This window comes from Cellulosimicrobium cellulans, assembly GCF_016907755.1.
Lineage (GTDB): Bacteria > Actinomycetota > Actinomycetes > Actinomycetales > Cellulomonadaceae > Cellulosimicrobium > Cellulosimicrobium cellulans_D.
This window is the reverse complement of the sequence record NZ_JAFBCN010000001.1, coordinates 18,658-30,401: the sequence shown is the minus strand read 5'-3', so window position 1 is coordinate 30,401 and position 11,744 is coordinate 18,658. Positions and strand designations below refer to the sequence as shown.

Sequence of the window (11,744 nt, the reverse complement as noted above, 5' to 3'; positions counted from 1 at the left end):
GTCGGGGGCACTCGGTGAACGATCGGTCGGCGCGACCCGTGAGGGTCGTCACCGGGGAGATCGGATCAGATCGCGCGGATGTTCTCCGCCTGCGGGCCCTTGGGGCCCTGCGTCACGTCGAACTCGACGCGCTGGTTCTCCTCCAGCGTGCGGAAGCCCTGCGACTGGATCGCGGAGTAGTGCGCGAACACGTCGGCCGAGCCGTCCTCGGGGGCGATGAAGCCGTAGCCCTTCTCGCTGTTGAACCACTTCACGGTTCCGGTAGCCATTGTTACTCCTTCAAGAGTGTGGAAACACCCCCCGCGGGCGCAGGGGAGTACATCACGGTGTTCGTCGTCAACTCTTGGGTAACAAGGTCCGCCGGGCGCCCGCCGGGTGGCGGTCACATCGACGCGAGGACAAGCGAGGCACTGCAATCTCGGGGTCAACCGTACAGGGTATGCCCCTTCTTGGCCATGGCTCGCCCCGCGAGTGTCGCGACGACCTCACGACGGCGCGACGCCGCAGGTCACGCCCCGAGAGCGGTCAGCTCCACCACCGGTACGACCCGCCGCCAGTCGGCCTCCCCGCGCTCGGCGGCGAGGGGCTCGGCCCACTCGCGGAGCACCGGCTCCAGCACGGCCCAGCCCCGCGCGTACCGGGCGGCGTACTCGCGCAGGAGCCGTGCGCCGTCGTCGGGCGGGAGCGTGCGGGCGGTGCTCCGCACCTGCCGGCGCCGCCCCACCCACACGAGCGCACGCGGGTCCGCGACGACGTTGCGGTACCACTGCGAGCGGGGTCCGAGCCCCGCGACGACGACCCACGACCCGGGCGCGGGCCGGTCGGTCACCTCGAGGACGACGTACCGCGCCTCGCCGGACGTCCGACCGCGGTGCCCGAGGAGGAGGAGCCGCCCGCCGGCGAGGAAGCCGAGGCCGGAGCGGAAGAGAACGATCGGGGCCCGGACGAACCAGCGGGTGTGCAGGAGGCGCGACGCGAGGGTCATCGCCCCACCGTAGGCCGACGCCGGAATCGGCACATTCGTACCGTCCACGGAACGAAACGAGACCCTTACGTTACGAGTCGGTAACAACTCCCTGCGTCCCACGAAATCCGATCCGCCTACGTTCGCGTCACCCAGGAACGCGGAGGGCGCCACCTCCCGCGGATTCGTGGGTCCGGAGCCCTCCGAGATGCCGCGGAGGGCTCCGGGCGACACGTCTGCGGGGAGGTTTCGTCACCGGGTGACCTGTGTCACTATTCAGCACGCAATTCAGTGTTGAATTCAGCGATCGACCGCGGAGAGAAGCGGCTTGGCTGCCCTCCGCGGGGATCAGGACCACGGAGGTTGGCATGCATCGCACAGCACGACGGGCGAGCGGGGGTGCTGCTCTGCTCCTCGCGGCCACTCTCGTCCTCACCGCCTGCGGTCCCCAGTCCCAGGGCGGCGGAGACGACGAGACGACCGGGACGTCGACCGAGACCGACGACGGTGGCTCGGCCGACCTGAGCATCGTCCCGTCGGTCCAGATCGACATCGACGGTGCGGAGGTCCCCGCGGCCGAGGCCGGCAACCCGGTCGACCCGGCCGGCGACGGCAGCGCCGAGTGCGCCGAGGGCACGTCGATCGCGATGGCGGGTGCCCTCACGGGCCCGAACGCCGCGCTCGGCCTCAACATCCAGTACGGGGCGCAGGTCGCGGTGGACGCGTTCAACGCCGCGAACCCCGGCTGCCAGGTCACGCTCAAGCCGTTCGACACCGAGGGCGACCCGCAGAAGGCCACCCAGGTCGCGCCGCAGATCGTCGGCGACGCCACGGTCCTCGGCCTCCTCGGCCCGGCGTTCTCGGGCGAGACCGCGGCGACCGGCGACGTCTTCAGCCAGGCCGGCCTGCTGTCGCTCACCGCGTCGGCCACGAACCCCGACCTGACGACGAACGGGTGGACGAACTTCTTCCGCGGCCTCGCCAACGACGCCGTCCAGGGGCCGTCGGTCGCCAAGTACCTCGTCAACACGAAGGAGTTCGGCAGCGTCTGCGTCGTCTCCGACAACTCGGACTACGGCATCGGCCTCGCCCAGCAGATCACCGAGGGCCTGGGCGACGCCGCGAACGAGGACTGCGCCGCCGAGGTCAAGACGGGCGACAAGGACTTCTCCGCCGCCGTCCAGATCATCTCCGGTGCCGACGCCGACGCGGTCTTCTACGCCGGCTACTACGCCGAGGCGGCACCGTTCGTGCAGCAGCTCCGCGACGGCGGCGTCGAGATCCCGTTCGTCTCGGCGGACGGCACGAACGACCCGCAGTTCGTCTCGCAGGCCGGTGCGTCGTCGAAGGGCGCGATCCTGTCCTGCCCGTGCGGCCCCGCGCCGGAGGACTTCGCAGCCACCTACGAGGAGTCGGCCGGCCAGGCGCCGGGCGTGTACTCGGTCGAGGGCTACGACCTCGCGACGATCATGCTCACGGGCATCGCGTCCGGCGTGACCGACCGCGCGGGCCTGATCGACTACGTGGCGAACTACTCCGGTGAGGGCCTGGCCCGCACCTACGAGTGGGACGACACGGGCGAGCTCGCCTCGGCGCTCATCTGGATCTACGAGGTCCAGTAGTCCGACGACGACGGGCGCCCTGCCCCGACGCCCCCGCACCGCGCGGGGGCCGGCGGGTGGGGCGCCCGTCGTGGACCACGACCTCGTACACCAGAGAAAGAATCAGGGAGCGTCATGCCCGCTCTTGCTGACGCGCTGATGCACAGCGCGACCGCCGGTCCCCTCGTCCACCAGTCCCTCATCGACTTCAACATCGCGGGCCTCGCCCGGAACTTCTGGGGCCTCACCATCGAGGGCCTCACCTACGGCGCGATCTACGCGCTCGTCGCCGTCGGCTACACGCTCGTCTACGGCGTGCTGCGGCTCATCAACTTCGCCCACTCCGAGGTCTTCATGCTCGGCATGTTCGGGCAGTACGCGACTCTCATGCTCCTGGGCTTCGCCCCGAGCGGGAACGCGTACGACAAGGGCATCGCCCTCACCGTCCTCTACCTGGGCATCGCCATGCTGGGCGGGATGCTCGTCGCGGGCGGCGCCGCCGTCGGGCTGGAACGCGTGGCCTACAGACCGCTGCGACGGCGCGGCGCGCCGTCGCTCGTGTTCCTCATCACCGCGATCGGGATGTCGTTCATCATCCAGGAGTTCGTGCACTTCGTGCTGCCGAAGCTCACGGGTGGCACGCTCGGCGGCGTCAACGCCCAGCAGCCGATCCGGCTGGTGCAGCCGGAGGTGCAGTTCACGATCGGTGGCGCGCCGGTCACGAACATCACCATCGTCATCATCCTGTCGGCCCTCGTGCTCGCGCTCGCGACGGACATGTTCATCAACCGCACCAAGTTCGGCCGCGGTATCCGCGCGGTCGCGCAGGACCCGGTGACAGCGACCCTCATGGGTGTCTCGCGCGAGCGCGTCATCATGCTGACGTTCCTCATCGGCGGCATCCTCGCCGGCGCGGCCGCGCTCCTGTACACGCTGCGCGTGCCGAACGGGATCATCTACTCCGGCGGCTTCATCCTCGGCATCAAGGCGTTCTGCGCCGCGGTGCTCGGCGGGATCGGCAACCTGCGCGGCGCGCTGCTCGGCGGCCTGCTGCTCGGCGTCATGGAGAACTACGGACAGGTCGTGTTCGGGACGGAGTGGCGCGACGTCGTCGCGTTCGCGCTCCTCATCATCGTCCTCATGTTCCGCCCGACGGGCATCCTCGGTGAGTCGCTGGGGAGGGCCCGCGCATGAGCACCTCGACCCCCGCTCCCCAGCCGGCGCCCGAGGGCCGCCCCACGTCCATGCCCCCGGTGGGACGGGTGGCGACGAAGGACCGCCCGCACGGCGGCGTCGGCGACCGGTTCCGCCTGTGGTGGGACGCCCAGGCGCGACCCACGCAGTGGCTGATCGGCGTGCCGTTCCTGATCTTCATCGCGCTCGTGCCGGTCCTCAACATCCCCGTGCTCACCACGGTGGGCACCAACTTCGGCGGCGTGATGGCGCAGTTCGGCATGATCGCGCTCATCGCCATCGGCCTGAACGTCGTGGTGGGCCAGGCCGGCCTGCTCGACCTCGGGTACGTCGGCTTCTACGCCATCGGCGCGTACACGGTCGCGATCCTCACGAGCCCCGACAGCCCGTGGAACCAGACGGACGAGTGGCTGTCGAGCGACTGGGCCTGGCTCGCGGCGCTCCCCGTCGCGGTCGCGATCACGTCGCTGTCGGGCCTGATCCTCGGGTCCCCCACGCTGCGCCTGCGCGGCGACTACCTCGCCATCGTCACCCTCGGCTTCGGCGAGATCGTCCGCCTCCTCGCGGACAACCTCGACGAGCTCACGGGTGGCGGCCAGGGCCTGCGCGGCGTGGCCTACCCGCGCGTCGGGGTCACGGAGGAGCTGCCCAACGGCGTCTTCTCCGCCGGCAACGCGGCGGGCACGTTCAACTCCGGCGTGTGGTGGTACTGGCTCAGCCTCGTGTTCATCGTCATCTCGCTGCTCCTCGTGGGGAACCTCGAGCGCTCGCGCGTCGGGCGCGCCTGGGTCGCGATCCGGGAGGACGAGGACGCGGCGGAGATCATGGGCGTCCCCACGTTCCGCTTCAAGCTGTGGGCGTTCGTCATCGGCGCGTCGATCGGCGGCGTCGCGGGCGCGCTCTACGCGGGCCAGGTCCAGTTCGTCATCCCGACGAACTTCAACGTCATCAACTCTGTGCTCTTCCTCTGCGCGGTCGTGCTCGGCGGCCAGGGGAACAAGCTCGGGGTGATCCTCGGCGCGTTCATCATCGTGTACCTGCCGAACTTCTTCCTCGGCCGCACCGAGCTGTTCGGCATCCCGATCAACGGCAACGAGATCGCGAGCTACCGGTACCTGTTCTTCGGGATCGCGCTGGTCGTGCTCATGATCTTCCGTCCACAGGGCCTGATCCCCGTCCGGCAGAAGCTGCTCGCCTACGGGCGCGAGCTCTACGTGGCGGCGCGCCGCGCGGCACAGGCCGCCACGCGGTCGGGGTCCGACGGCGGTGCGCGGCCGGGCTCCCCGGCCGTCGCCACGGCGTCGGGCGGCTCGCGCCCGACGACGGGCGGGACCGGCGCGGGAGAGAGCACGACGGACGGGGAGGAGACCCGATGAGCACCCACGACCCCGGCGGCATCGGGGCGGGCGGCGAGCACGGCGACGAGCACCTCGCGTCGTCGGGCCGCGCCGACTCGTCGCGCGCCGACCTGTACATGCCGGGCGCCGTCCTGGAGGAGCCCGCGATCGTCGACGTCGCCGAGGTGCGGCCCGAGCTCGCGAACCCGGAGCTCGTCGACGCGATGGTCGCGCCGGACCGCACGGTCCACGCGAAGGTCGGCGAGCCGCTGCTCCAGATGCAGAACGTCACCGTGCAGTTCGGTGGCCTCGTCGCGCTGGACGACGTGACGTTCGACATCCGGCGCGGCGAGATCCTCGGCCTCATCGGGCCGAACGGCGCGGGCAAGACGACGGCGTTCAACGCGATGACCGGCGTCTACCGGCCCACCAAGGGGCAGGTCGTGTTCGACGGCTCCCCGGTCGGCAAGCTCAAGCGCTACCGGATCACGCAGCGCGGCATCGCCCGTACGTTCCAGAACATCCGCCTGTTCAACGAGATGACGGCGCTCGAGAACGTCGTCGTCGGGTCGGACGCGCGGCACCGCACGTCCGTCCCGGGCGCGCTGTTCCGCACCCCGCGCCACCGGCGCGAGGAACGCGACGCCATCGACCGGGCGCTCGCGCTGCTCGAGTTCGTGGGCGTGGGCGGGCGGGCGACGGAGAAGGCGCGCAACCTGTCCTACGGCGACCAGCGCCGTCTGGAGATCGCGCGCGCCCTGGCCACCGAGCCCAAGCTCCTGTGCCTCGACGAGCCCGCGGCGGGCTTCAACCCGGCGGAGAAGGAGTCCCTCATGGACCTCATCCGCCACATCCGCGACGACGGGTACACCGTCCTGCTCATCGAGCACGACATGCGCCTCGTGCGGGGGGTCACCGACCGCATCGTCGTGCTCGAGTTCGGGCGCGTCATCGCGGACGGCACGCCCGACGAGGTCACGAGCGACCCCAAGGTCATCGCGGCCTACCTGGGCGTCCCGGACTCCGAGCTGACCGCAGACGAGGGCGGCACGGGACCCGACCGTCCCGCCGGGCCGACGACCGAGGGAGGCGGCGGCGATGCCACTGCTTGAGCTGCAGGACATGACGGTCGCCTACGGGCGCATCGAGGCGGTGCGGGGCATCTCGATCACCGTCGAGGAGGGCGAGCTCGTCACCCTCATCGGGGCGAACGGCGCCGGGAAGACGACGACGATGCGCGCGATCTCGGGCATCCGCCCGGTGTCGCGCGGCAAGGTCCTCTTCGACGGCAAGGACATCACCAAGATGAAGGCCCACCTGCGCGTGCTCGAGGGCATCGTGCAGGCGCCCGAGGGGCGCGGGATCTTCCCCGGCATGACCGTCATCGAGAACCTGGAGATGGGCTCCTACGCGCGCACGTTCGCGTCGAAGGCCGAGCACGACGAGACCCTCGACCGGGTGTTCGACCTCTTCCCGCGCCTCGCCGAGCGCAAGGAGCAGGTGGGCGGCACGATGTCCGGCGGCGAGCAGCAGATGCTCGCGATCGGGCGCGCGCTCATGGCGCGCCCGCGGCTCCTGCTCCTCGACGAGCCGTCGATGGGTCTCGCGCCCATGGTCATCCAGCAGATCTTCCGCATCGTGTCGGAGATCAACGCGCAGGGCACGACGGTCCTGCTCGTGGAGCAGAACGCGCAGCAGGCGCTGTCGCGCTCCGACCGCGCCTACGTGCTGGAGACGGGCGAGGTCGTGCGCAGCGGCGGCGGCAAGGAGCTGCTGGCCGACTCGAGCATCAAGGAGGCGTACCTCGGCGTGGCCTGACCCCCCGGCGCAACCTGGTCGAGCACGCCTCTGCGCGCTGCCGAGAACGGCATGGGTGCCGTTATCCGACGGATATCGGCACCCATGTCGTTCTCGGCGGGGTGGGGGTGGTCGGCGGGACGCGGGCCGCCGCGAGGCGGGCCTCGCCCTCGCGCACGAGCTCGTCGGCGTCCGCCGCTCCGGCGACGGACCACGTGAGCGAGGTGCGGAACGTCGGCCGTGCCGGGCCGTCCGTCGCGCCGAGCCGGGCGAGGACCTCCTGGCGCAGGGCCTCGGCGCTCGCGGCGGCCTCGACGTCACCCATCGCGGGCAGCGTCGCGAGCACCGCGAACCGGTCGCCGTCCACGCGACCGGCCTCGCAGCCCCCGGGGAGCCACGACCGCAGCCGTCGGCCCACACCGGCCAGCAGCGCGTCCCCGGCGTCCTGCCCGTGGAGCGCGTTGACCCCGGCCATGTCCTGGACGTCGAGCAGGAGCAGCGCGACACGCGTGCCGCCGTGCGCGACCAGCCGGCAGCGCCGGGTGAGCGAGTGCCACGTGCTGCGGCGCGAGAGGAGGCCCGTCAGCGCGTCGTGCGTGGACCGCTCCGCGAGCGTCCCGACGAGCGAGCGCACGAGCTCCGCCGCGCCGACGCTCGCCCAGCGGCCGCCGCGGACGAGGACGTCGTCGTACCGGTGGTCGTCGGGCCGGGACATGGCGAGGGTCGCGACCTCGGTGACGGCCGCCGTCGGCGCGACGACGAGCGGCGCCCAGTCCGTGACGCTCGCGACCGGTCGGCGTTCCAGGACCGCGCGGCCGTAGCCGAGCCGGCCCGTGAGCGCGGCGACGAGGCTCGAGCGCACCACGACGCCGAGGCGACCGTGGGCGTCGGCGGCCGGAGCGCCCGGCGGGGGGACCGCGTCGTCGTGCACGACGACGCACGTGACGTCGGGATTGCGGAACACGACCTCCAGCTGGCCCACCGGCATGGAGGAGCCGACCGACAGGACCGGCCGCGCGAGGTCGGCGACGGTGCCGCTCGCGCGCGCGGGCGGGCGCATCGCGGTGTGCTGGGCCAGCTCGGTGAGTTCGTCGTGCACACGGGCAGTGTGGCGGCGCCGCGACCGTCACGGCCGAGGTCGAGGACAGAGTTCGTCGAGAGTTCACGGCCGTGTCACGCGGCCGTCGCCGGGCGTCACCGCGCGGCCCGTGAGGGCCGTCCCACGGTCACGTGCGAGGCGAGGTCGGAGCGCGGGAGCCCCTAGGCTGGCAGGGTGCCGCTCCGCCGTCGTGACGCCCGGGACCGACTGACCTTCGAGCTGGTCGAGTCGGCGGACGCGGACGCGGACCTCGAGGACGACTCGCCGGCCTGGGGTTCCGCCGCCGGCACCACGCCCGTTCCTCGCGGCAGCACCGCGGGCGCCTCCCGGTCGGGCGCCGCGTCGCTGGTCGACCTCGACGCGCTCGGACCCGGACAGGGCGTGCCGGTCCCGGGCCCGGAGGACGCTCCCGACCCGGCCGAGCCCGCGGACGGCGCCCCTTCCGGCGGTGCCCGGGCGTCCCGCTCCGGCCGACGGACGGCCGTGGTCGGCGCGGTCGCCGCCGGGGTCGCCCTCGTGCTCGGCGGGATGCTCGCCGTCGACGCGTGGCACGGCCGTGCCGACCTCGACCGCCTGCGCGCAGCACCAGGCGGGGTCGAGCCGCTCCCCGACGCCCCGCGGGAGCAGTGGACCGCCGACGTCACGCTCCCGGGCGGCTTCTCCCTCGTCCCCGGCGCCCTCGTGACGTTCGAGGGGGAGTCCGCGGTCGCGCGCTCGCTCGACACGGGGGAGGAGCGCTGGCGCGTCGAGGTCGGCGCGTACGCGGCGTGCGGCAGCGCGCTCGTCTGGTCCCTGCCGTTCGGCGAGCCGGACGACACGCTCGTGTGCCTGGCCCCCTCCCTCGACGCGGCGGGCGCACCGCTCCCCGAGGACGAGCTGCCGGTCGACCCGATGACGGGGCGCGTCGAGGCCTCGGCGTGGACGGTCACCGTGGTCGACGCGGACGGCGAGGTGCTCGGCCGTCGGGAGGTGACCTCGGAGGGCGGCGCTCCCTCGCCCGGGCTCGGTGGGACGATCGTCCGGGCGGAGCGCGTGGGCGAGGTGCCGGAGGGTGACGGTGCCCTGGTCGAGCAGGACCCGGTGACGGGCGAGATCAGCGAGATGCCCGTCGGACGCCCGGCCGTCGTCCGGGTCGAGGACGCCCTCACGGGTGACCTGCGCTGGGAGGCCGACCTCCCGTTCGTCGCACGGTCGGGGCAGTGCGTCGAGTGGAGCGAGACCGACGGCACCCAGACGACCCGCGCCGAGCTCGAGAACCTGTGGGTCGCCGTCGAGACACGCCTCGTGCGCGTCGACGGCTGCGGCGTCACCTCGTGGTTCACGCCCGACGGGACCCGGCTCGACGACGTCGGCGTCCCGACGGACGGCGTCGTGGCGCTCGGCGACGGCACCTACTACCGCGACCCGACGAGCAACGACTACAGCTGGGGCTACCCGGCGGGCGGGGACGTCACGGCGGCACCCGCGATCCTCGCGCCGGACGGGTCGGTGCGCTGGGAGGCGCCCGGCCCGGTCGTCGTGCCCCGGTCGACGGACGGGCGCCCGAGCCCGCGCGTGGTGCGCGACGGGCTGGGGATCGTCGCCTACGACCAGGCGGGCGCGGAGCTGTGGCGCACGGACGAGGTCGGGACGCCGGAGAGCGTGCTCGTCGCGGCGAGCGACACGCTGGTGATCTCGAACGGGTACGGGAACGGCGTCCTCATCGGGCTCGACGCCGCCACGGGCCGCGAGCGCTGGTCGTTCGGCAGGGAGGAGGCCGAGGCGGCGCTGGACGTCGGGTCGGGCTGGGGGACCGACACGGCGTACACCGACGGCACCCGGGCGATCGTCACGGTCTCCGACTGGGACGCCGGGAGGACCACGCTCGTCGCGCTCGACCTGTCCGACGGCCACGTCGCGTGGACGACGGAGGTGTCGGCCGACGGGGGCTCCTGGGCCGCGCCGCTCCAGGGTCGGCTCCTGCGGATGAGCGAGACGGAGATCGCCCGGCTCGGTTGACGGCCGTCCTACTCTGGGCGTGTGCCGCTCCGACGACGAGACGGCGGTGACGACCGCCGCACGTTCGAGCTCGTCGAGTCGGCCGGGGTCGACGTGGACCCCGACCTCCTCGACGTGCCCCACCCCGTGCTGCTCGGTGCGCTCCCGCGCGACGCCCCGCCCGGTCTCGAGCACCACGACCCGACGCGGCTCGGCGACGACCTTGACGACGCCGGCGTCGGTGTCCCGGGTGCCGCACCGCGCGCGCCCGGCGCGGACCGTCGGCGACGGCGGTGGGTCGCCGCCGCCGTGGTGACGGGTGTCGTGGCCGCGCTCGTGGGCGGGATGCTCGTCGTCGACGCGGTGACGAGCCGGGACGCGCAGGAGCGGCTCGAGAGCGCGCGGGGAGCGGTCCACGCGCTCGACGAGGCCCCGGCAGAGCGGTGGACGGCGCCGGCGTCGACGGACCGTGGCGCCGGGTTCCTGCCCGGCCTGCTCGTGACGGTCGAGGGTGACGAGGCGGTCGCGCTGGACCTGGCCACCGGCGCCGAGGCGTGGCGCGTCCCGCTCGGCGGGGACGAGGCCGTGTGCGGGTCGTGGAGCCCGTGGGAGCTGACGAGCGCGGTGTCGCGCGAGGTCGTGTGCGTCGCGGGGTCCGGGGTGGGTCCCTACTGGTACGACCCGCGGACGCCGTCGCAGGCCGAGCCGGGCGCGGACGTCCCCCCGGCGCACGTGACCGTCCTCGGCGCGGCAGGGCAGGTCGTGGGGGAGCGCGACGTCGAGGTGGACGACGCGGTCCTCGCGCCGGGTCCCGACGGCGGCCTGGTCCGGGCCGAGCGCGTCGGGAACCCGGGGGAGCCGAGCGGGCCGCCCGTCGCGGTCGACCCGGGCGCCGGGGAGTCGGTCGACGGCGTCGCGGGGCGGGACGTCGTCGTGACGGTCGAGGACGCCCTGACCGGCGCCGTGCGCTGGCGCAGCGAGCTCCCGTTCCAGGACGTGCCGTGGTCGTGCACCACGTGGGACCCCGAGACGGGCGGCGAGGAGATCGACCCGGAGCGGCTCACGCTCGTCTCGACGGAGACGCTGGTCGACGTCGGCGGCTGCGGCGTCGCGGCGTCGTTCCTCCCGGACGGCGTGCGCCTGGACGACCCCGACCTGCCCACCGACGGCGCGGTGCCGCTCGCGGGCGGTCGGTTCCTCGTGGACGCGGACCGGCAGGGCACGACCGGGGCGCTGCGCGCCGACCGCGTGCTGGACGCCGCCGGGGTGCCTGTCCTCGACGTCCCGGGCGAGCTGCTCGACCCGCAGGCGACCGACGACCCGGCGCCCGGCGTGCTCCTCGTGCGCGACGGGATCGACCTGCGCGCGTACGACGACGAGGGTGCGCGCCTGTGGACGTACGACGGCGCGCGCGTCCCGGAGGCCGTCTACGTGCTCGCGGAGGGCACGGCCGTCGTCGGGACGGCGAGCACGGTGTTCGGGCTGGACGCGCTGTCCGGCGAGCAGACGTGGTCACGGTTCCTCGACGACCTCGGGGGCTACGAGGGCTGGTCGGCGATGGTGACGCAGGCCTTCACGGACGGGCGGTGCGCGATCCTGGTGCTGGTCGACCCGGCGACGGGGACGCACCCGCGCGTGGTCGCGCTCGAGCTGTCGTCCGGTTCGGTCGTCTGGGAGCAGGACCTGGACGGGGAGCAGGCGTCGTTCGTCCCCGTGCAGGGTCGGCTCCTGCGCTGGGACGGGCAGACGGTCACGCTGCTGGGGTGAGCCGCGCC

The 11,744-nt window shown here is 73.3% G+C and carries 10 protein-coding genes; 7 read left to right on the top strand and 3 right to left on the bottom strand.

Going from position 1 to position 11,744, the window contains the following annotated elements:
- Positions 1-65: 65 nt before the first annotated feature.
- Together cspE and JOE63_RS00125 are read right to left on the bottom strand one after the other, a co-directional pair.
- Positions 66-269 (bottom strand): transcription antiterminator/RNA stability regulator CspE, encoded by a 204-nt coding sequence (gene cspE / locus JOE63_RS00130; RefSeq protein WP_047231069.1) that lies wholly within the window; start codon positions 267-269, stop codon positions 66-68.
- Between the two features lie 239 nt (positions 270-508).
- Positions 509-985 (bottom strand): nitroreductase family deazaflavin-dependent oxidoreductase, encoded by a 477-nt coding sequence (locus JOE63_RS00125; protein WP_087470222.1) that lies wholly within the window; start codon positions 983-985, stop codon positions 509-511.
- 347 nt (positions 986-1,332) lie between these two features.
- Between JOE63_RS00125 and JOE63_RS00120 the strand changes: the two genes are divergently transcribed.
- The 5 genes from JOE63_RS00120 (at position 1,333) to JOE63_RS00100 (ending at position 6,914) form a co-directional block, all read left to right on the top strand.
- Complete coding sequence (locus JOE63_RS00120; RefSeq protein ID WP_087470221.1) at positions 1,333-2,586, top strand: branched-chain amino acid ABC transporter substrate-binding protein; 1,254 nt, start codon at positions 1,333-1,335, stop codon at positions 2,584-2,586.
- Between the two features lie 114 nt (positions 2,587-2,700).
- On the top strand, positions 2,701-3,759 hold the full coding sequence (locus JOE63_RS00115) for a branched-chain amino acid ABC transporter permease (RefSeq protein ID WP_239576557.1): 1,059 nt from the start codon (positions 2,701-2,703) through the stop codon (positions 3,757-3,759).
- Positions 3,756-5,135, top strand: a complete 1,380-nt coding sequence (locus JOE63_RS00110; RefSeq protein ID WP_204538075.1) for a branched-chain amino acid ABC transporter permease — start codon at positions 3,756-3,758, stop codon at positions 5,133-5,135. Before JOE63_RS00115 ends, JOE63_RS00110 begins: the two co-directional genes overlap by 4 nt.
- A complete protein-coding gene (locus JOE63_RS00105; protein WP_239576555.1) occupies positions 5,132-6,208 on the top strand; it encodes an ABC transporter ATP-binding protein in 1,077 nt (358 codons plus the stop codon). The genes JOE63_RS00110 and JOE63_RS00105 overlap by 4 nt, the downstream gene beginning before the upstream one ends.
- Positions 6,195-6,914 (top strand): ABC transporter ATP-binding protein, encoded by a 720-nt coding sequence (locus tag JOE63_RS00100; protein WP_087470217.1) that lies wholly within the window; start codon positions 6,195-6,197, stop codon positions 6,912-6,914. The genes JOE63_RS00105 and JOE63_RS00100 overlap by 14 nt, the downstream gene beginning before the upstream one ends.
- 61 nt (positions 6,915-6,975) lie before the next feature.
- On the opposite strand, the gene JOE63_RS21550 is transcribed toward JOE63_RS00100, so the two are convergent.
- Positions 6,976-7,992, bottom strand: coding sequence for a GGDEF domain-containing protein (locus JOE63_RS21550; protein WP_204538073.1), 1,017 nt, complete (start codon positions 7,990-7,992; stop codon positions 6,976-6,978).
- Positions 7,993-8,166: 174 nt separating this feature from the next.
- Between JOE63_RS21550 and JOE63_RS21545 the strand changes: the two genes are divergently transcribed.
- Positions 8,167-9,990 carry an outer membrane protein assembly factor BamB family protein gene (locus tag JOE63_RS21545; protein ID WP_204538070.1) on the top strand — a complete coding sequence of 608 codons (1,824 nt, stop codon included), beginning with the start codon at positions 8,167-8,169 and terminating at the stop codon, positions 9,988-9,990.
- Between the two features lie 21 nt (positions 9,991-10,011).
- A complete protein-coding gene (locus JOE63_RS00085; RefSeq protein ID WP_204538067.1) occupies positions 10,012-11,736 on the top strand; it encodes a PQQ-binding-like beta-propeller repeat protein in 1,725 nt (574 codons plus the stop codon).
- Positions 11,737-11,744 lie beyond the last annotated feature (8 nt).

What these genes read in the sequence shown, in the direction of transcription:
- JOE63_RS00105 (WP_239576555.1), top strand. Translation starts at nt 5,132, where the DNA reads ATGAGCACCCACGACCCCGGCGGCATCGGGGCGGGCGGCGAGCACGGC.
- JOE63_RS00110 (WP_204538075.1), top strand. Translation starts at nt 3,756, where the DNA reads ATGAGCACCTCGACCCCCGCTCCCCAGCCGGCGCCCGAGGGCCGCCCC.
- JOE63_RS00120 (WP_087470221.1), top strand. Translation starts at nt 1,333, where the DNA reads ATGCATCGCACAGCACGACGGGCGAGCGGGGGTGCTGCTCTGCTCCTC.
- JOE63_RS00125 (WP_087470222.1), bottom strand. Translation starts at nt 985, where the DNA reads ATGACCCTCGCGTCGCGCCTCCTGCACACCCGCTGGTTCGTCCGGGCC.
- JOE63_RS00100 (WP_087470217.1), top strand. Translation starts at nt 6,195, where the DNA reads ATGCCACTGCTTGAGCTGCAGGACATGACGGTCGCCTACGGGCGCATC.
- JOE63_RS00115 (WP_239576557.1), top strand. Translation starts at nt 2,701, where the DNA reads ATGCCCGCTCTTGCTGACGCGCTGATGCACAGCGCGACCGCCGGTCCC.
- cspE (WP_047231069.1), bottom strand. Translation starts at nt 269, where the DNA reads ATGGCTACCGGAACCGTGAAGTGGTTCAACAGCGAGAAGGGCTACGGC.